The sequence below is a fragment of the Halorientalis pallida genome (assembly GCF_004118325.1).
In the GTDB taxonomy this organism is placed as follows: Archaea; Halobacteriota; Halobacteria; order Halobacteriales; family Haloarculaceae; genus Halorientalis; species Halorientalis pallida.
The window spans coordinates 166676-183853 of the sequence record NZ_RDFA01000001.1; the positions used below are offsets into that span (position 1 = coordinate 166676).

Sequence of the window (17178 nt, forward strand, 5' to 3'; positions counted from 1 at the left end):
GATGCAGGGACGACTTATCCCGGCGGCGTGGTACGAGTCGACTACTTCCAGTATGGCGGTTACCTCGCCGGCCGGGAGGTCGTCGTCGACCGATTTAGGGTGGTCGGTCCACCGGCCACCACCGTCACGAACGATCCCACGTTCGTCCACGGGAACGACCGGTGCTACGACGTGGCCGTCGACGGGCGGCAGTTGACGATCAGCCGTGCGAGTGACTGGTCACGGACTGCGGACATGGGACCGGTGATTTACGAGAACAGCTACGTCGTGTTCGGGCCCGACGGGTGGGCCACTGGTCACCTGACGACGTTCGCTGTCGCGGCCGCCCTCGCACCGGTCGTCTTCACGAGTTTCGCGGAGATACACCTGCTCGGACTGGTCTTTCTCTCCGGCCTCCTCGCAGTGGTTCACTGGAGCAGTCAGAACCGCTGTCGATCACGACGCGAACTGGCCGCCTGGACGTTCGGGTTCCTGCTCGCGTATCTGCTTCCGGCATTCGTGATCGTTACACCGACGCGAAACTACACGTTCGGGCCCCTGTTCACCGGGCTGTTGACGCTCTACGCTGGCGGCCTCGCGCTCGTCGCCCTCTTTACCTACCCCAATTAGTCGTCGGCTTCGGCGCTCGCTCCCTCGGCCTCAACTGCTTCGGCTGTCACCGCGTCTTCGAGGTAGTCGTCGGCGTCCAGCGCGGCCTTCACGCCCATCCCACCAGCCGTCGCCGCCTGCTGGTAGTGGTGGTCCACGACGTCGCCGGCACCGAAGATACCTTCGACGGCAGTTTTCGTCTGTCCGCCGCCGTCGCCACCCTGGGTCTCGAGGTAGCCGGCCTCGTCCATCTCGACGCCCGTCCCTTCGAGGTACTCTGTGTTGGGCGTGTGGCCGATGGCGAGGAACACCGCGCCCACGTTCAGTTGCATCTGTTCGGTGTCGGGGTCGTCGAGTTTGTCGGTGGGGTGACCCTCGGGGTGGCGGACCAGGTCGACGTGGTCGACGCCGTCCTCCTCGGAGCCGTGAATCTCGACGGCCTCGGTGTTCTTCATTATTTTCACGTCGCCCGCGTCGACTTTCTCTTGGATGCGGTCGATCCAATAGTCCTCGGCGCGGAACTCCTCGCGACGGTGGGCGATGTAGACCGTGTCGGCGAACTTCGTGAGGAAGTTGGCCTCTTCCATCGCGGCGTCGCCGCCGCCGATCACGAGCATGTCTTCGCCGCGGAAGAACGCGCCGTCGCAGGTCGCACAGGTCGAGACGCCGAAGCCCATCAGTTCGTCCTCGCCGGGGATGCCGAGCGTGCGGGCGCTCGCACCCGAGGCGACGACGAGTCCGTCGCAGGTGTAGACCGTCCCGTCGCGGAGTTCGACGCGGAACGGCCGGTCCTCGGCGTCGACGTCGGTGACGATCCCGTGGTCGATCTCCGTCCCGAACTGCCGAGCCTGCTCTTTCATGTTGTTCACCAGATCGGGACCGCTGATCCCGTCGGGGAAACCGGGATAGTTGGCCACGTCGGTCGTCAACGTGAGCTGCCCGCCCGGCTCGTCACCCTCCAGCACGAGCGGGTCGTTGTTCGAGCGAGCGGCGTATATCGCGGCGCTCAGGCCCGCGATTCCCGAACCAGCGATGATGAGTCTCCGGTGTTCGACGGCCTCGTCAGTCATGTGAGAGGATAGTCGGGGCCGGCGTATTAACCCTACGCTGTTCTGTACGGTTCGGACACAGCCGTCGTCCGGAACCCCAGTCGTGGACGCGGCGACACGCTTAGGACCGAACGACCGGATGGGTGACGTATGCCCGCCGAACTGGCAGAGAAGACCGACCGTTACGAGGACCTGCTCGCCGAAGCGCTCGCGGCCGCGGAGGTGGCCGTCCCGCCCGACTCGCCGCTGGGCGACGCCGCCGCCGAGTGCGAGGAGATGGCCCGTTCCTACCTCGAAGACGGCCGTCACTTCCGGGCCGACGACGATCCAGTCAACGCCCTCGCCGCGTTTTCCTACGGGCACGCCTGGCTCGACGCGGGCGCGCGCATCGGCCTCTTCGACGTCCCGGACGAGGGACACCTCTTCACCGTCTGAGACTACCTTCGTATCCCCACCGGTCGTTCACGACTCCCCCTGGCCCAGTTTTCCGATTCAACCGGGCGGAGTTCGGGTGAGAACCGAGAAAGTGATGCTTGTCCGATGCTACGAGGGACCTCGAATTCCGGGAGCAGAGCGAATCCCCTCGACCTGCCGCCGCTGGAGTACGACCTGTCGGTGCGCCCGGCCGGTGGCGACGAGAGCGTCTCCGACTTCTCGGCGGAAACGGACCTGGGGGCGACCTACACGGCCTTCGCGGTGGGCTTGCTGGAACCGCCAGGCGGACGCCGACGACCAGGCGTTCGACCTGGTGCCGGCCGAGGACGTGGCTCCGCTGTCGGAGCGGTTCGGCCGGAACGGCGACGTGTGGTGGGCGTCCGTGACGTCGACTCTTTTCGGCCGAGTCCGGCGCGTGTCGGTATTATTAACTGGCGTGGGGGTACTTTTTCCGTGGGAATGGAGGGTGTCCTGTGGTACGTGCTGACTGGGACGCGTGGCGGTGCGAACCGGGCACGTATCCTCCGGACTATCGAGGACCGTCCGCGCAACGCGAATCAGTTGGCCGAGGAGTTGGACTTGGACTACAAGACGGTTCGCCACCACCTCGACGTGCTGATCGACAACGGCGTCGTCGAGAAGAGCGGTGACGACTACGGTGCGGTCTATCTCCTGACCGATCGGGCAAGTCACCACTGGGACACCATCGAAGAGATCATCGCAGAGGTCGACTAGTATGGCCGAATTTGGGAAAGACTATATTCGAGGACACGACGAACGGAGGGACAGATGGGAGTCTGGTTGACGGCGGCGGGCGCTGCGACCGCGGTGAACGTGGTCCTGCTCGTAGCCTTGCTCGGTATCTGGGGCCGGAACTATCGGCAGTTCCGCTCGAAGCACGCCCTGGCGCTCTCGTTGTTCGCCCTCCTCTTGCTCGCGGAGAACCTCCTGGCCTTCTACTACTACGTCCTGGACCCGCAGGTCGCGACGCTACTGAACAGCGCCGCACCCATCGCCGGCCGCGCGATGATGTTCGTCCAGGTGCTCGAACTCGGCGCGCTGCTCGTCCTCACCTGGTCGGCGTTCGACTGAGCTACACCTCCGTAGCGACCACCGCTGTCCCATTTCCGAGGGTTTCTGCACGAATTTGGGTGAAAGTGCGGTGGGTTTCCGGCAAATCCACTTTTATGTGTCTCCGCTCTACCCTGACGATGGCAGACAGAACACGGCGACGCGTACTCGCAGCGCTCGGTGGAACAGTCGCGGTCGGCCTGGCGGGCTGTAGCCAGGGCGGCGACTCCGGGGACACACCCACGGAGACGGACGCGATGACCGAGGGCGAGACGACAGAGGGGATGGACGACGAGACGACCGAGGGCGACATGGACAGTGAGATGGACGGCAGCGCGTCCGTCCGGGTGGCCCACCTCTCGCCGGACGCGCCCAACGTCGACGTCTACGTGGACGGATCCGCGGTCCTCGAAGACGTGGCGTTCACCGACGTGAGTGGCTACCTCGAACTCGCGCCCGGGACCCACACCGTCGAGATCACCGCGGCGGGCGACATGAGTACGTCCGTCTTCGAGCAGGACCTCGAACTCGCCGCCGCCGACTACACCATCGCGGCGGCCGGCGAACTGGCCGAGGACGGACAGGCCTTCTCGCCGCTGGTCCTCGAAGACGACCGGGAGACCCCCGGCGGGAACATGTCCCGGGTCCGGCTGGTCCACGCCGCCCCGGACGCGCCCGCGGTCGACGTGACGGTGAACGCGACCGGCGCGGCCATCTTCGACGACGTGGCCTACGGCGAGACCGCGTCCACGACCGTCGAAAGCAACGACTACACGATCCAGGTCCGGGCGGCAAACGAGAACGACGACGGACAGATCGTGCTGGATCAGGACCTCTCGCTCAACGGCGGGACCGGCTACACCGTCTTCGCCGCCGGTTACCTGTCGCCCGACGACGAGCCGACCGACGAAGCCCTCCAGCTGGTCGTCGCTCAGGACACCCAGTAACGAACTCGGGCTCCCACCCCGGTCCTCGCTGACACGCCGACACACTGCCGGCCGAACGTACCGGTCCGCAACAGTAAGCCCTGTGAAATCGACATACAGAGGCACGATACCGGGACCCACACGCCCGATCCGAGCCCCTCGGATTAGCGAAACATTTATATGGCTTTCGCACTTACTAACAGTTAGGAAGTCGCCGGCAATTTTTTATGGCTTTCGCCGCCGGCAACCCAGAGTAAACCCCCCATGAGCGACACCACAACCCGGACGATATCGACCGAACGCACGGAGAAGGAGATCACAGAGGAGACGACCGAAACGGAGTCCGAGACGACCTGCCCGGAGTGTGGCGGTAATCTCGTGACCGACACGGAACACGGCGAGACGGTCTGTGGCGACTGCGGCCTGGTCGTCGAGGAAGACGAGATCGACCGCGGGCCCGAGTGGCGTGCGTTCGACGCCAGCGAACGCGACGAGAAGAGCCGGGTCGGAGCCCCGACCACGAACATGATGCACGACAAGGGACTCTCGACCAACATCGGCTGGCAGGACAAGGACGCTTACGGGCGGTCGCTGAGCTCCAGCCAGCGACAGAAGATGCAGCGGCTCCGCACCTGGAACGAGCGGTTCCGCACCCGTGACTCCAAGGAGCGCAACCTCAAGCAGGCGTTGGGCGAGATCGACCGCATGGCCTCGGCGCTCGGCCTCCCGAAGAACGTTCGGGAGACCGCCAGCGTCATCTACCGCCGTGCACTCGACGAGGACCTCCTGCCGGGACGGTCCATCGAGGGCGTCGCCACTGCTGCGCTGTACGCCGCCGCCCGACAGGCCAACACGCCCCGGAGCATCGACGAGATGATCACGGTCTCCCGTGTCGGCGAGATGGAGATGACCCGGACGTACCGCTACATCGTCCGCGAGCTGAACCTCGAAATTCAGCCCGCCGACCCCGAGAGCTACGTCCCCCGCTTCGCCTCGGACCTCGACCTGTCGGACGAGACCGAGCGCCGCGCCAGGGAACTACTCGACAGCGCCCGCGAGACCGGCCTCCTCTCGGGCAAGTCCCCGGTCGGCCTCGCCGCGGCCGCCGTCTACGCCGCCTCGCTGCTCACCAACGAGAAGGTGACCCAGTCGGAAGTCTCCAACGTGGCCAGCATCTCCGAGGTCACCATCCGCAACCGGTACAAGGAACTCCTGGAAGCGGAACACGACCTGACGGCGGCCTGAACGGCCGCCTCGCTCCTGGGCCGGACACGACAGGCCAGCCGGCGACAACCTTTTTGCCCCTGCCGATTGTCAACAGGTCACACATGACCGAGACATACGTCCGGTTGCTCTGTCCCGAGTGCAGGAAGGGCTGGGAGTCGTCGCCGAACGATCTGCCCTCACACAAGCGGACCTTTCACTGCCCGAACTGCCACGCGAGCCGGCGGCTCGCGGAGTTCACGCGCACCGAACACGATCTGGAGACACTGAAGACGCTGAGTTAGCCGCTCGTCGAAGAGATCGCGCCGCAGGCCTCACACCGCAGGACGAGCGCCCCGCGTTCGCGTTCGAGTTTCGTATCCGGGAGTCCACACTCCGAACAGAGGACGAACTCGTCGACGTACTCGTCGAGTGCGTCCTGGATACGACTCTGTCTGAACTCCCCCGTCAGCCGCGCGCGCCCGCTCTCGTCGATGTGCCCACTGGTCCCGAGTTCGTTCTGGAGGAACTTCACGACGTGATCGTCCTCGCGCCCGAGGCGAGACGTCGTGTCCTGGAAGTTCTCGTAGACGGTCATGTTCCCCTCCTGGCGGACCTCCGGTTCGGGGACGTCGAACCGGTCACTGCTGCCCTCGATGTCGGGAGTCTGTTCCATCGCCCGGTCGAGCTGGTCCTCGTAGTCCATATCTCGAGCATGCCGTGCGCGAGCCAAAAACCTTTCAACCGAGTGCGCGCCAGCCTCGCCCCCGGAAAATACACCGATTGTCGGGGAGTAAACAACTCCTCACCGGTTCCTCCCCGAATGTGAATCATTTGAAAACCCGTGTATGGACGGCGCTACGGCAGGGCCGTGTGTTAACGGGCCTCAGAGTAGTACTATAACCCTTCAGTTGTAACGCATGGGTGACTATGAAAAAGCAGGAGCTCATCCATCTTCACGGCCTGCTTGCACAGGTGCAGAACCACTACGAAGAGACGACAGGCAACGAGGTCGACCACGACGAGTACGAGCGTGTAAACGTTCGACCGACCTCGATTCACATGTCCAAGGACGACCACAAGGACGCCGTCTTCGCGCTCGCTGGGGGCATCACCTCGGAGATGGGCGACGAGAAGTCCGAGCAGGTTCCGGCCGCTGCCGACTGAGCCGTCTCTCTTCGTTCTCGCTATACTTGCGACTCCGGAGCCACGGCCCTGCCGGACCCAGCCGCCGCTGCGGACTGTCGTTCTGGTTCGGCGAAAACGGCGCTACTCGTCGATGAGCTCCTCGAACTCCGGTAACACTTCCTCCCCTTCCCCTTCCCCTTCCCGCTCTCCAATGTCCGTGTCCGACGTGATCTCGTCCACCGTGGTTTCGTTCTCGCTCGCCGTCTCGGTCTCCGAGTCGTCCGTGTCGTCCCCGTCGGTCTCCTCGTCGATGGGTTCGATCTCGAGGACGTCGAGCGGGATGTTCTCAAGTCGCTGGCCGATCTCCTTGCGAGCGATCCGAGCGGCGTGTTCCTCCCGCTCGACGTTGAAGACGGTCATCTCCAGTTCGAGCGCGACCAGACTCTCGTCCGCGGCGATGAAGGCGGGCTCCTGTTCCTCGCCGCAGTGGGGACAGGATCGCTGTCCCATGTTGATCTCGACGTAGTTGAGGTCGGGGTTGAGCATCTCACCGGTCTTCGAGATGGCGATCCGGACCGCCTCGTCCGGTGTTTCGACGTCGTAGACCGGAACTGCGGCCTCTACGACAACTCTGCAGTTCATACCTTGCTGTTAGCTGTCCAACGGTAAGAAGATTGGTGTCCGTTCACGCGGTATTCTGTGCCTTCCCAGAGTTCCCACCCCCGTTCCGTCACCGGATCCGAACTCGAAACCCCCAAGCCGTTCCGGTCCGTCCCGACCGACGATGCAACGGGGCCGAATCGACGCGACGACCCTCGCCGGCGGCGTCGATCTCCAGTCGACTGTCGAGAGCGGCCAATCGTACCTGTGGGCCCGCGAAGACGGCACCACCTACGAGGAGGAGCGGGCACACGGCGGCGATGCCTGGTACTGGACGACCGTCCGCCACGAGGAGCGGTCCGAACCCGCCGTCCTCCGCGTCCGTCAGGTCGACGGCGCGCTGGAGTGGGAGTCACACGTCGACGCCGAACCACACCTCCGGTACCTGCTCCGGCTCGACGACGATCTCGACGCCATCCGCCGCCGGACCCCCGACGACAGACTACTCCGCGACGCGTTCGACACCTACCGCGGGATGCGCCTGGTTCGGGACCCACCGTTCGGCGCGCTGATCTCCTTCATTTGCTCGGCCCAGATGCGCGTCGGCCGTATCCACGACATGCAGCTGGCGCTCCGGCGGGAGTTCGGCGAGCCGGTCGATTTCGACGGCGAGACCTACCACGCCTATCCGACACCCGGGGCACTGGCCGACACGACGGAGGCCCTGCTCCGCGAAGTAGGCCTGGGTTACCGTGCGCCCTACGTCCAGCGGACTGCGGAGATGGTCGCCGGCGGGACGGCCCACCCCGACGAGGCCCGGGACCTGCCCTACGAGGAGGCCCGCGAGTACCTCACGGAGTTCGTCGGCGTCGGCGAGAAAGTCGCCGACTGCGTCCTGCTGTTTTCGCTCGACTTCCTGGAGGCGGTGCCGCTCGACACGTGGATCAGGACGACCATCGAGGAGTACTACCCCGACTGCGACCGGGGATCCTACGCCGAGACGTCGCGGGCGATCCGCGAAGCGTTCGGGGGCGAGTACGCAGGCTACGCCCAGACCTACGTCTTCCACTACCTTCGGAACGGCGGCGAGTGACCAAGGTTTTCGTCGGCGGCGAGAGAAGGGTGGGCTATGAGCGAGCGCGTCCGTGCACACGTCCACGTCACCGGCAAAGTCCAGGGGGTCTACTACCGCGCGAACACGCGCGACACCGCCCGGGAGCAGGGCCTCGACGGCTGGGTTCGCAACCTGGACGACGGCCGCGTCGAAGCCGTCTTCGAGGGACCCGAGGGGGACGTGGAGACGCTGGTCGAGTGGTGTCACGACGGGAGCCCCCGGGCACGCGTCGACGACGTCGACGTCGAGTACGAAGACCCGGAGGGTCTGGACGGCTTCGAGGTGAAGTGGTGATGATGGGCGTCCAGGACCAGGCCGTCCTCGACGAGAACGCCGCAGCGCTGGGTGTCCCGCGGAAACAGCTGATGGAATCCAGCGGCAGCGCGGTCGCACGGGTCGTTCGCGACGTGGCCGAGTCCGGGAGCCAGGTCGCAATCGTCGCCGGGCGCGGGAACAACGGCGGCGACGCGTTCGTCACCGCACGCTTCCTGAAGGGCTACGACGTGACCGTCCACCTGCTGGGCCGCGCCGAGACCATCACGACCGACATCGCCCGGGAGAACTGGGATGCACTCCAGCGGGCCGAGGTCGACGCCCGCGAGCTCCGGGACTCGACCGGACTCGACCTGGGTGACCCGGACGTGGTCGTCGACGCGATGCTGGGCACCGGCGTCACCGGCGCGCTCCGCGAACCGGAGGCCACCGCCGCCGAACGGATCGCCGAGACCGACGCGACTGTCGTCGCCGTCGACGTCCCTTCGGGGGTCGACGCCAACACCGGCGAGGCCGCCGGCGCGGCCGTCGACGCCGACCACGTCGTCACGTTCCACGACCAGAAGCCCGGACTCGTCGATCTCGACGCCGACGTGACCGTCGCGGACATCGGCATCCCCGAGGCCGCCGAGCGGTTCGTCGAACGCGGCGATCTCCTCCGACTCTCCCGGGACCCCCAGAGCCACAAGGGCGACCACGGCGAAGTACTGGTGATCGGCGGCGGTCCCTACACCGGCGCGCCGGCGCTCACCGCCCAGGCCGCGTTCCGGGCCGGAGCCGACCTCGTGCGGGTCGCCTGTCCCTCCTCGGTCGCCCGCGAGGTCCAGAGTTTCTCCGAGGGGATCATCGTCCGGCCGTTCACCGGCGACCTGCTCGAACCGAGCCACGTCGACCAGCTGCTGGACCGGGCCGTCGAACACGACGTGGTCGTGATCGGTCCCGGCCTCGGCAACGCGACGGGGACGCTCGAAGCCGTCGAGGAGTTCCTCGGCGAGTTCGACGGGCGGGCCGTCGTCGACGCCGACGCCCTGCAGGTCGTCCCCGAGGCCGACACCGACGCCACCCTGCTCTGTACGCCCCACCAGGGCGAACTCCGGACGATGGGCGGGGAGACGGACGAGAGCTGGGAGACGCGGGCCGAACTGGTGGAGTCGTTCGCCGCCGACCTCGGCCACACACTACTGGTGAAGGGAGCCTACGACGTGATCAGCGACGGCGAGACGACACGCGTCAACCGGACGGGCAACCCCGGGATGACCGTCGGCGGCACTGGCGACGTGCTGGCAGGGGCGTCGGGCGCACTGGTGGCCACCCAGGAGCCGATCCACGCCGGGGCCATCGCCGCGTACGCGAACGGACGTGCGGGCGACATCGCGGTCGAGGAGTTCGGCCACGGCCTCGTCGCTCCAGACCTCGTGGACGCACTCCCGACGGCGCTGTGGGGTGGTGCCGATGAGTGAGGGTGGCGAGGGTGACAGCGGCGAGAACGACGACCCCCTCGACGAAGTCGGGGCGACCGCCACGGAGGGCAGCGAAGAACTGACCCACACGGACGACGAGGGCGACGTGCAGATGGTCGACGTGGGCGACAAACCCGACACGAATCGCCGGGCGGTTGCTCGCGGGGAGATCGGACTCCAGCCCTCGACCGTCGAGGCGATCCGGGACGATCAGGTCGAGAAAGGCGACGTACTGGCGACGGCTCGGATCGGCGCGATCCAGGCGGTCAAACACACCTGGGAGACGATCCCGATGTGCCACCAGATCCCGATCACGAACGTCGACTGCGAGTTCGACGTGCGCGAGGATCGGGTGGTCGCGACCGTCGCCGTCGAGACGACGGGGAAGACAGGCTGTGAGATGGAGGCCTTGGAGGGCGTGACGACGGGCCTGAACGTCGTCTGGGACATGGTGAAGGCCGCGGAGAAGGACGGGGACGGACAGTACCCCGACACGGCGATCCGGGAGGTGCGAGTGGTGGAGAAACAGAAATACGAGTCCTAACGGCGACCGGCCTGCGAGCCGACCGCTCGGCTCCGTTCCGTGCCTTGGAGTACTTTTTGGTTGTGTCCCGACCACGAAACATAAGTTCGCGAACGACCAACTATCAGCACAGCAATGCGCAACCTCGGACTCAAACTGCGAATGGCGATCGTCGGTTCGATCCTGTTCGCCTTCTACACGATCGCGATGTCGTTCTTTTACCTGGTGTTCCAGGTACCGATCCCGTTACTGATCGGGCTGAGCGTCCTGTTCGTGGCCGCCCAGTACAAGATCAGCAAGTGGTTCACACTGCGGTCGCTCAAGGGACAGGAACTCCCGGAAGGCCAGTTCCAGGAGCTCCACCGGTTCGTCGAGCGCACCAGCGAGGATATGGGTATCAACAAGCCGGACCTCTACCTCGTCGAGATGGGCGTCCCCAACGCCTTCGCGCTGGGTCGGCAGGGAAGCGGTACCGTGGCGGTGTCGCGTGAACTCCTCCAGTTGCTCGACCAGGACGAGGTGGAAGGCGTCGTCGCTCACGAACTGGCTCACCTCAAGAACCGCGACTCGATCATCATGCAACTCGGGCAGGGGATCGCTTCGATCATCGGCTTCGCTGCCTACTTCGCAGTGATCCTGACCGGCGACAACGAGCTCGTCGACATCTTCCTCGGTATCATCGTGAGCAACATCGCCCAGTTGCTCGTCATGCTGTTCGTGTTCGCCATCTCCCGGCACCGCGAGTACGTCGCCGACCGCACGGCCGCCGAGACTCTGGGCCGGGGCGACCCGTTGGCGCGGGCCCTCGAGAAGATCTCCGCCGGCGCACAGCGCAGTGAGCCGACCGCCGAGGCCAAGGAGGTCAGCGCGCTCTGTATCTTCGGCGGCGGGATGAGCCTGCTCTCGACCCACCCCGACACCGAGAAACGCATCGAGCGCCTCCGCAGTTACTGATGGTCACCCGGGAACTGCTCGCCGCAGTGCTCGGCGTCGCGCTCGGACTCGGGTTCCTCGCGTTCCCCCAGGCCGTCGTCCGGATGTACACTGCCGGCTGGACGGGTGACAGACACGGGGAGTACGGCGAAGCAGGCGCGCCCGACACCTGGCAGTGGATCGTTCGCGCCGTAGGCGTCCTGTTGCTCGTCGGCGGCGGCTACTTCGCCTACACGCTGGTCTGACGCCCCCAGTTCATCCCGTCGAACAGGGCGAAGGTTTTTGATCAATTCAATGTACAGTCAGTCAGTATGAGACATCCTGGGCTGAAGATCCGGATGGCCGTCTCCGGCGTAGTGCTGTTCGCGTTCTACGCCGCACTGGTGCGGTTTCTGGAACCGCTGGCGAACCTGCCGATACTGGTCGGGTTGACGCTCCTTTTCGTCGCCGGCCAGTACAAGTTCGCCAAGTGGATGGCGATCCGTAGCGTCGACGGCGAGGAATTCCCCGCCGACGAGTACCCAGAGGTCCAAGAGCGGTTCGACAGCCTCTGTGCGGACATGGGCGTCGAGGGGACCCGCCTGCTCGTCGGCGAGATGGGCGTACCGAACGCCTTCGCCGTCGGTCGGAAGGGTGGTGGCGTGGTCGTGGTCTCCGATACCCTGCTCCAGTTGCTCGAGACGGACGAACTGGAAGGGGTGTTGGCCCACGAACTCGCCCACGTCAAGAACCGCGACTCCATCGTGATGTTGCTGGGCCAGTCCATCGCCACCCTGGTCTCGATGACGGTGTTTCTCGTCGTCGCGCTGGCCGACGACAGTCTCGTCGGGTCGCTCGTCGCCTGGCTGTTGAGTATCGTCGTCAACGCGGTCGTGATGATCTTCGTACTCGCCATCTCGCGGTATCGGGAGTACGTCGCCGACAGCGACGCCGCCGACTATACGGACGACCCCGAAGCGCTGGCGCGTGCGCTGGTCAAGATCAACGAGGTCGGCCACCACGAGGACGCGCCGGACGTGGACGACAGCGTCGGCGCGCTCTGTATCTTCGGCGGGAAGCGCGGCCTGCTCTCGATCCTGTTCGCGACCCACCCGCCGATGGAGAGACGCGTCGCCAAACTCGCGCCGTCGCTGCTAGACTGACTCGGCGGCCACGAGGTCGCCCGCCTTGGCCCGTGACTGCTCGACCACTTTCGGTCGAGCCTCGAACTCGATGATCACCTGCTCGCCGTAGTCGACGGTGTCGACGTGGGCGTGGTCGTGAATCCACGAGACCACGCTCATAGTGTCGTCGGTCATCGGCATCACGAGGCGCTCGCGCTCGAACGGCGGGAGTTCGTGGTCGATACGGTCCCGGAGCGCGTCGACGTTCTCGCCCTCCCTGGCGCTGATCGCCACCGGGTTCGGGGCCAGTGCCGAGAGCGCCTCCCGCTTGCGTCCGAGTTCGTCCTCGTCCACCCGGTCGATCTTGTTCAGGACCGTGACGATGGGTGCCTGGTTGCGCTCCGAGAGGGTGTCGTGGCAGGTGACGAGTTTCTCGCGGATCTCCTCGACGGATTCGCTCACGTCGACCACCAAGAGAACGAGATCGGCACGGTAGACGGCGTCGAGCGTCGACTTGAACGACTCGACCAGCCAGTGGGGCAGATCCGTGATGAACCCCACAGTGTCGGTCACCAGCACGTCCCGGCGATCCATCTCGGCTTTCCGGGTGGTGGTGCCGAGTGTCGTGAACAGGCGGTCCTCGCTCTCGGCGGTCGTGTCGAGATCCGGGTGTAACTCCTCGTTCTCGTCGATGTCGAGGTCCTCGGCGAGCCGACGCAACAGAGTCGATTTGCCGGCGTTGGTGTACCCCGCCATCGCGACGAGGTCGAACCCGGACTCGCGGCGCTGTTCACGCCGGTGTTGCTCGGTCTGTTCGATGTTCTCCAGTTCGTCTCGGATGCGGGAGATGCGGGCCTTGATGTCCCGTTCCCGGCTCTCGTCGTACTCGCCCAGCCCCATGAACCCGGGCCGCTCCTCGCGTTTGGCGAGGCTGGCTTTGGCCTCGGCGCGGGGCAGTTCGTAGCGCAACTCCGCGAGTTCGACCTGGAGCTGTGCCTTCCGGGTCTGTGCCCGCTGGCCGAAGATTTCGAGGATGAGGCGGAACCGGTCGATCACACGGGTGTCCTCGGGCAGTTCGTTCCCGAGGTTGTACGTCTGGTAGGGCCCCAGCTGGTTGTCGAAGATGACGACCGTCGCGTCCTCGCGGACAGCCGTGGCTGCGATGGTCTCTGCTTTCCCCTCCCCGACGTGCATCGCTGGGTCTTCCGTCCGGGTCTGGGTCACCTCGCCGACGACCTCGTACCCGGCCGCGCGGGCCAGTTCGCGGATCTCGCTGGTGTCGGGCGTCCCCGAGTCCACGCGCTTGGTGATAACCGCTCGCTCCGTCTCGCTGTGTGTCGCCGTCACTCGATCGAACCTACGGCGCGATGCTATTTAAACACAGGGCCACCACCCGTCACACGTCCTGTCGGTCCCGCTGAACGTCCAAGCCTGCAGCCGCGTCTGACGGGCGTCAGCACCACGGAGACGGGCACAAAAGCCTTATACCGGCGTACTCAGTTAACTGATGTGACATGGTAGACCCAACGTTGCTTCAGGTCGCCGGGCTGGACCCCCAGCAGATCGGCCTCGAGGTCGGGGGTGGCGCGGTTATCGGTGGCGTCATCGGGTTCGCCGCCAAGAAGATCGCCAAGATCATCGCCATCATCGTCGGGCTCGAACTGGCCCTGTTCAAGTTCCTCGAAACCAAGGGCGTCCTCCAGGTCAACTGGGGCGCGATCACCGGCGCGGCGAGCGACGGCGCGGATCAGGCGGCGGAAGCCCCCGGCTGGATCATGAGCCTGCTCGCGGCGCTGCCCGTGACTGCGGGCTTCAGCGGCGGTTTCCTGGTCGGCTTCAAAAAAGGATAACGCAGCGTTTCAGGGTGCCGCCGGCGTCGCCGTCGACGGCGGCGTCGACCCGTTCGTCGGCGGCGGCCCGGCCGACGGCGGTCGCGGCTGGCCCGCTCCGGGCGGAACGCCCGGCCGCTGTGCGGTCGGCTTCGGTTTCGGCTCTTTCTCACCCGTCACGAGGAACTCGGCGAGGTTGCCGATCAGCACCTCGTTGTCGGCGTACTGGTAGTTCGCGGGTGTCAGGAACGACGTGTCGCCGATCAGGGCGACGTTGCCGTTGACCGCGGCGACAGGATAGCCGCCCTGCTGGCGAGTCGTCGACAGCGCGGTGCGGTCAGTGGCGGACAGCGCTACCGAGGCGTCGCCGCCGACTGCGACTTCCGTCGCCCGGTCGAACAACACTCGGTCCACGCCCTCGGTGAGCGGGCCGTCGCCCGCCGCCGTGGCGTAGACGTTCTGGAAGTTGTTCCCGTTCTCGTGCATGTTGTACAGGTAGCCCGTCGACAGACTCATGCCGAACCGGGAGGACAGCGGCGTCATCTGACTGGCCGCGGTCGATTGCGGTGCCGGACCGAAGATGCCGACGATGGCCGGACTCTGCGACGTGGGTTCGCCCAGCAGCGCGACGCGGCCGCCGCGCTCGGCGAAGTCCGCGACCCCGCGTCGTGCCGCGTCGGTGAAGGGGCGGTCCGGCGAGATTACGACGAACGCGTCAGCGCCACGGAGCGACTGGTTCAGCGGACTGCTCGACCCGGGGCCGGCCGAGGGCGACGGTGCCCCGCCCGGTCCGCTGCCGCCGTGGAATCGAACCTCGTAGCCCTGTTCGACCAGCGCGTCCACCATCGGTTCGATCTCTTCGCGGTCGAAGTCGTTCTCGTGTGCCCGGTCGATCAGGACCACCTTCCGGTCGCTGCCGGCGTCCACGCTGACCGAACCGTTCTGACTCAACTCCTGTGGGACGATCGTCCCAGGCTCGAACGATGCGGGGTCCTGCGGTCTGGGGTTGGCGTCTCCGCTCGGCGAGGCGAGCAGTGGGATCGCCGCAGCGATCGCCAGCACGAGCGCCAACACGAGGGCGAACACGCCGACAAGTTTGGGGACGTTAGCCATCGTCGCTCACCTCCCCTCGCTCGGGCAGCCCGTACAGGGCCAGATAGTGCGGCGTCTCGACACCGTCGTAGTCGAACGGTGACTGTTCGACGACGACCCGACGGGTCCCGGAGTCGTTGGTCCGTCCGGTCTCCTGGCTCCCCAGGATGATCCCCAGGCCGGGTTGTTCCGGCGGGTCCATCCGGGTGACGGCGTAGTCCTCGAGGTCGGCGTTCTCGGCGGCCCGCTGGATCGCCGCGTCGATACCGCCGATCTCGTCGGCGACGCCGTTGCGCTGGGCGACCGACCCGGCGTAGACCTTCGCGTACGACAGTTCCTGCCGACTCAGTTCGAGGCGGTCGCCGCGTTCGTTCGTGACGGTGGTGACGAACTGCTGTCTGAGCATCTCGACGCGGTCACGGAACTCGGCCTCGGTGCCGCCGGCGCCCTTGTCCGGACCGGTGATGATCTGACTTCCGGCCGCGCCACCGGCGGGTTTGGTGCCGATGACACCCACGCTCCCGACGATGGAGCCGGGCGTCACGTAGATGCGACTGGCGGGCATCATCGCCCAGTACGCGCCCGAGGCACCCTGGCCGTTGACGCTCGCGACGACGGGGATGCCGGCCGCTGTCGTTCTGTTCACCGCGAGGTAGAGTGCCTCGCTCGCGGGGACTGTGCCACCTGGGCTGTTCACGTCCAAGACGACAGCCTTGATCGAGTCGTTCCGGCGGGCCTCGCGCAGGTTCGCGTTGATCTGATCCGCCGTGGAACTCGTGATCGGCCCCTCGATCGGGACCACTGCGACCGAATCCGGCGTGTCCTGGCCGGCCCCCTGCGTGAGGCGCATCGCCTGGGGCGCCAGTAACACACCGATCAGGACGGCGGCGACCGCGACCACCACGTACAGCCACGTGGCAGTCCCGCCCGCCCCATTTTCTGCTGACATGATGCAGGCCCAGCGTCGATACACTCACGTAGAAAGTTTTCTAAACCAACAACTAGTTTCCAGACGTTTCCGAGCACGGCGACACTTCGGTTCCAGCTATATATCAAATGGTTGTCGTCTCTCACTCAGCGCGTCGGGATATCGTCCTCGTCGGAGATGATCCGGGTCTCTGCTTCCCCGCTGGTGTGTTCGTTCACCACGTCGTAGAACTCGTTTTGCATCCCGGCGGGGAACGTGATGACGCCGACCCACGAACCGTCGGACTGCCACTCCTCGCGTTCGAGGTCGCCGAACTGTCGGATCTGGGCCTGTGCCGAGCCGGCGTAATCCGGTGGCACCTGCACCGCGACGGTCATCTCGTCGAACCGGATCGGGATCACCGGGCGCAGGAGGTCGAGTGCCTCGTCGACCTGGTTCTCGACGGGTTCCATCGGGTCGATCTTGAACCCCGCCTCTTCGAGGGCGTTCTCGATGCGTTCGGGCGGGTGCGGGGCGTCGTCCATCTGCGGGTTGACCGCGTTGCGCGTGATGTGCTGGACGAGCTGTTTGTGCTTCTGTTCCTGCATCTCTTTGCGCTGTTCGGCCGTGATCTGGATCTCACCGTCTTCGACCACCTGTGGAATGATCTCCAGGGGATCCGTAGTCTCGAAGACCTCTTCGAGGGCGTTCTCCGGCGGGCGGTCGCCGCGGGAGGCATCCTCGAACACGTCCTCGGCGGCGATGACGTCCTCCAGGTCGCCGTCGAACTCGCCGCGCTTGATCGCGAGTGCCGCGTCGGGATCGATCAACACCTCGAATCGCTCCCCGTGGGACTCCAGTCGGGCCGTCACCGCCTCGTCGAGCGAAATCATACCTGGGGGTTGTGTGGCCCGGCTAAAAGGTGTTTCCCGGCTCCCGACCGG

23 protein-coding genes are annotated in these 17178 nt (G+C 65.9%); 16 read left to right on the plus strand and 7 right to left on the minus strand.

What is annotated here, in order from left to right; genetic code table 11:
• Positions 1-27: 27 nt before the first annotated feature.
• Positions 28-609 (plus strand): hypothetical protein, encoded by a 582-nt coding sequence (locus EAF64_RS00940; RefSeq protein ID WP_129067107.1) that lies wholly within the window; start codon positions 28-30, stop codon positions 607-609.
• Here the strand turns inward: EAF64_RS00940 and EAF64_RS00945 are convergent.
• On the minus strand, positions 606-1658 hold the full coding sequence (locus EAF64_RS00945) for an NAD(P)/FAD-dependent oxidoreductase (RefSeq protein WP_129067108.1): 1053 nt from the start codon (positions 1656-1658) through the stop codon (positions 606-608). The genes EAF64_RS00940 and EAF64_RS00945 overlap by 4 nt on opposite strands.
• A gap of 129 nt (positions 1659-1787) precedes the next feature.
• Between EAF64_RS00945 and EAF64_RS00950 the strand changes: the two genes are divergently transcribed.
• The 6 genes from EAF64_RS00950 to EAF64_RS00975 all read left to right on the plus strand — a co-directional run bounded on the left by EAF64_RS00950 (position 1788) and on the right by EAF64_RS00975 (position 5577).
• Complete coding sequence (locus EAF64_RS00950) at positions 1788-2072, plus strand: DUF357 domain-containing protein (protein ID WP_129067109.1); 285 nt, start codon at positions 1788-1790, stop codon at positions 2070-2072.
• Between the two features lie 459 nt (positions 2073-2531).
• Positions 2532-2807 (plus strand): winged helix-turn-helix domain-containing protein, encoded by a 276-nt coding sequence (locus EAF64_RS00955; RefSeq protein ID WP_129067110.1) that lies wholly within the window; start codon positions 2532-2534, stop codon positions 2805-2807.
• 54 nt (positions 2808-2861) lie between these two features.
• Positions 2862-3164, plus strand: coding sequence for a hypothetical protein (locus EAF64_RS00960; RefSeq protein WP_129067111.1), 303 nt, complete (start codon positions 2862-2864; stop codon positions 3162-3164).
• A 119-nt stretch (positions 3165-3283) separates the two neighbouring features.
• Entirely contained in the window at positions 3284-4090 is an 807-nt protein-coding gene (locus EAF64_RS00965; protein WP_193767529.1) for a DUF4397 domain-containing protein, read from the plus strand.
• A gap of 243 nt (positions 4091-4333) precedes the next feature.
• Positions 4334-5314 carry a transcription initiation factor IIB gene (locus tag EAF64_RS00970; protein WP_129067112.1) on the plus strand — a complete coding sequence of 327 codons (981 nt, stop codon included), beginning with the start codon at positions 4334-4336 and terminating at the stop codon, positions 5312-5314.
• 83 nt (positions 5315-5397) lie between these two features.
• Positions 5398-5577, plus strand: coding sequence for a DUF7836 family putative zinc-binding protein (locus EAF64_RS00975; RefSeq protein WP_129067113.1), 180 nt, complete (start codon positions 5398-5400; stop codon positions 5575-5577).
• On the opposite strand, the gene EAF64_RS00980 is transcribed toward EAF64_RS00975, so the two are convergent.
• The gene (locus EAF64_RS00980; RefSeq protein WP_129067114.1) at positions 5574-5978 is read right to left on the minus strand and encodes a translation initiation factor IF-2 subunit beta; all 405 of its coding nucleotides are present in this window, start codon (positions 5976-5978) and stop codon (positions 5574-5576) included. The two genes, EAF64_RS00975 and EAF64_RS00980, sit on opposite strands and share 4 nt — an antisense overlap.
• Positions 5979-6202: 224 nt before the next feature.
• Here EAF64_RS00980 and EAF64_RS00985 point away from each other — a divergent pair, with 224 nt between their 5' ends.
• The gene (locus tag EAF64_RS00985) at positions 6203-6439 is read left to right on the plus strand and encodes a UPF0058 family protein (protein WP_129067115.1); all 237 of its coding nucleotides are present in this window, start codon (positions 6203-6205) and stop codon (positions 6437-6439) included.
• Between the two features lie 102 nt (positions 6440-6541).
• On the opposite strand, the gene EAF64_RS00990 is transcribed toward EAF64_RS00985, so the two are convergent.
• Entirely contained in the window at positions 6542-7042 is a 501-nt protein-coding gene (locus EAF64_RS00990) for a DUF555 domain-containing protein (protein ID WP_129067116.1), read from the minus strand.
• 142 nt (positions 7043-7184) lie between these two features.
• Here EAF64_RS00990 and EAF64_RS00995 point away from each other — a divergent pair, with 142 nt between their 5' ends.
• From EAF64_RS00995 to EAF64_RS01025, 7 genes are all read left to right on the plus strand, one after another.
• Positions 7185-8093 carry a DNA-3-methyladenine glycosylase family protein gene (locus tag EAF64_RS00995; protein WP_129067117.1) on the plus strand — a complete coding sequence of 303 codons (909 nt, stop codon included), beginning with the start codon at positions 7185-7187 and terminating at the stop codon, positions 8091-8093.
• A gap of 36 nt (positions 8094-8129) precedes the next feature.
• The gene (locus EAF64_RS01000; RefSeq protein WP_129067118.1) at positions 8130-8408 is read left to right on the plus strand and encodes an acylphosphatase; all 279 of its coding nucleotides are present in this window, start codon (positions 8130-8132) and stop codon (positions 8406-8408) included.
• Positions 8409-8410: 2 nt separating this feature from the next.
• Complete coding sequence (locus EAF64_RS01005) at positions 8411-9847, plus strand: NAD(P)H-hydrate dehydratase (RefSeq protein ID WP_193767530.1); 1437 nt, start codon at positions 8411-8413, stop codon at positions 9845-9847.
• On the plus strand, positions 9840-10391 hold the full coding sequence (gene moaC, locus EAF64_RS01010; protein ID WP_129067120.1) for a cyclic pyranopterin monophosphate synthase MoaC: 552 nt from the start codon (positions 9840-9842) through the stop codon (positions 10389-10391). Before EAF64_RS01005 ends, moaC begins: the two co-directional genes overlap by 8 nt.
• 141 nt (positions 10392-10532) lie before the next feature.
• A complete protein-coding gene (locus tag EAF64_RS01015; protein WP_394345743.1) occupies positions 10533-11324 on the plus strand; it encodes a M48 family metallopeptidase in 792 nt (263 codons plus the stop codon).
• On the plus strand, positions 11324-11548 hold the full coding sequence (locus tag EAF64_RS01020; RefSeq protein WP_227738848.1) for a hypothetical protein: 225 nt from the start codon (positions 11324-11326) through the stop codon (positions 11546-11548). Before EAF64_RS01015 ends, EAF64_RS01020 begins: the two co-directional genes overlap by 1 nt.
• Before the next feature lie 66 nt (positions 11549-11614).
• Positions 11615-12445 carry a M48 family metallopeptidase gene (locus EAF64_RS01025; protein ID WP_129067123.1) on the plus strand — a complete coding sequence of 277 codons (831 nt, stop codon included), beginning with the start codon at positions 11615-11617 and terminating at the stop codon, positions 12443-12445.
• On the opposite strand, the gene hflX is transcribed toward EAF64_RS01025, so the two are convergent.
• Positions 12437-13753: a GTPase HflX gene (hflX, locus tag EAF64_RS01030; protein ID WP_129067124.1), complete on the minus strand. Its 1317-nt coding sequence runs from the start codon at positions 13751-13753 to the stop codon at positions 12437-12439. The two genes, EAF64_RS01025 and hflX, sit on opposite strands and share 9 nt — an antisense overlap.
• 167 nt (positions 13754-13920) lie before the next feature.
• On the opposite strand from hflX, the gene EAF64_RS01035 reads away from it, so the two are divergent.
• Positions 13921-14256, plus strand: a complete 336-nt coding sequence (locus tag EAF64_RS01035) for an FUN14 domain-containing protein (protein WP_129067125.1) — start codon at positions 13921-13923, stop codon at positions 14254-14256.
• A 9-nt stretch (positions 14257-14265) separates the two neighbouring features.
• On the opposite strand, the gene EAF64_RS01040 is transcribed toward EAF64_RS01035, so the two are convergent.
• From EAF64_RS01040 to EAF64_RS01050, 3 genes are all read right to left on the minus strand, one after another.
• Positions 14266-15348, minus strand: a complete 1083-nt coding sequence (locus EAF64_RS01040) for a DUF4350 domain-containing protein (protein ID WP_129067126.1) — start codon at positions 15346-15348, stop codon at positions 14266-14268.
• Positions 15341-16276, minus strand: coding sequence for a S49 family peptidase (locus EAF64_RS01045; RefSeq protein WP_227738849.1), 936 nt, complete (start codon positions 16274-16276; stop codon positions 15341-15343). Before EAF64_RS01045 ends, EAF64_RS01040 begins: the two co-directional genes overlap by 8 nt.
• Before the next feature lie 125 nt (positions 16277-16401).
• Positions 16402-17127: a ribosome assembly factor SBDS gene (locus EAF64_RS01050; protein WP_129067127.1), complete on the minus strand. Its 726-nt coding sequence runs from the start codon at positions 17125-17127 to the stop codon at positions 16402-16404.
• Between the last annotated feature and the right edge of the window lie 51 nt (positions 17128-17178).

What these genes read in the sequence shown, in the direction of transcription:
- EAF64_RS00945 (WP_129067108.1), bottom strand. Translation starts at nt 1,658, where the DNA reads ATGACTGACGAGGCCGTCGAACACCGGAGACTCATCATCGCTGGTTCG.
- EAF64_RS00950 (WP_129067109.1), top strand. Translation starts at nt 1,788, where the DNA reads ATGCCCGCCGAACTGGCAGAGAAGACCGACCGTTACGAGGACCTGCTC.
- EAF64_RS00955 (WP_129067110.1), top strand. Translation starts at nt 2,532, where the DNA reads ATGGAGGGTGTCCTGTGGTACGTGCTGACTGGGACGCGTGGCGGTGCG.
- EAF64_RS00960 (WP_129067111.1), top strand. Translation starts at nt 2,862, where the DNA reads ATGGGAGTCTGGTTGACGGCGGCGGGCGCTGCGACCGCGGTGAACGTG.
- EAF64_RS00965 (WP_193767529.1), top strand. Translation starts at nt 3,284, where the DNA reads ATGGCAGACAGAACACGGCGACGCGTACTCGCAGCGCTCGGTGGAACA.
- EAF64_RS00970 (WP_129067112.1), top strand. Translation starts at nt 4,334, where the DNA reads ATGAGCGACACCACAACCCGGACGATATCGACCGAACGCACGGAGAAG.
- EAF64_RS00975 (WP_129067113.1), top strand. Translation starts at nt 5,398, where the DNA reads ATGACCGAGACATACGTCCGGTTGCTCTGTCCCGAGTGCAGGAAGGGC.
- EAF64_RS00980 (WP_129067114.1), bottom strand. Translation starts at nt 5,978, where the DNA reads ATGGACTACGAGGACCAGCTCGACCGGGCGATGGAACAGACTCCCGAC.
- EAF64_RS00985 (WP_129067115.1), top strand. Translation starts at nt 6,203, where the DNA reads ATGAAAAAGCAGGAGCTCATCCATCTTCACGGCCTGCTTGCACAGGTG.
- EAF64_RS00990 (WP_129067116.1), bottom strand. Translation starts at nt 7,042, where the DNA reads ATGAACTGCAGAGTTGTCGTAGAGGCCGCAGTTCCGGTCTACGACGTC.
- EAF64_RS00995 (WP_129067117.1), top strand. Translation starts at nt 7,185, where the DNA reads ATGCAACGGGGCCGAATCGACGCGACGACCCTCGCCGGCGGCGTCGAT.
- EAF64_RS01000 (WP_129067118.1), top strand. Translation starts at nt 8,130, where the DNA reads ATGAGCGAGCGCGTCCGTGCACACGTCCACGTCACCGGCAAAGTCCAG.
- EAF64_RS01005 (WP_193767530.1), top strand. Translation starts at nt 8,411, where the DNA reads ATGGGCGTCCAGGACCAGGCCGTCCTCGACGAGAACGCCGCAGCGCTG.
- moaC (WP_129067120.1), top strand. Translation starts at nt 9,840, where the DNA reads ATGAGTGAGGGTGGCGAGGGTGACAGCGGCGAGAACGACGACCCCCTC.
- EAF64_RS01015 (WP_394345743.1), top strand. Translation starts at nt 10,533, where the DNA reads ATGGCGATCGTCGGTTCGATCCTGTTCGCCTTCTACACGATCGCGATG.
- EAF64_RS01020 (WP_227738848.1), top strand. Translation starts at nt 11,324, where the DNA reads ATGGTCACCCGGGAACTGCTCGCCGCAGTGCTCGGCGTCGCGCTCGGA.
- EAF64_RS01025 (WP_129067123.1), top strand. Translation starts at nt 11,615, where the DNA reads ATGAGACATCCTGGGCTGAAGATCCGGATGGCCGTCTCCGGCGTAGTG.
- EAF64_RS01035 (WP_129067125.1), top strand. Translation starts at nt 13,921, where the DNA reads ATGGTAGACCCAACGTTGCTTCAGGTCGCCGGGCTGGACCCCCAGCAG.
- EAF64_RS01040 (WP_129067126.1), bottom strand. Translation starts at nt 15,348, where the DNA reads ATGGCTAACGTCCCCAAACTTGTCGGCGTGTTCGCCCTCGTGTTGGCG.
- EAF64_RS01045 (WP_227738849.1), bottom strand. Translation starts at nt 16,276, where the DNA reads ATGTCAGCAGAAAATGGGGCGGGCGGGACTGCCACGTGGCTGTACGTG.
- EAF64_RS01050 (WP_129067127.1), bottom strand. Translation starts at nt 17,127, where the DNA reads ATGATTTCGCTCGACGAGGCGGTGACGGCCCGACTGGAGTCCCACGGG.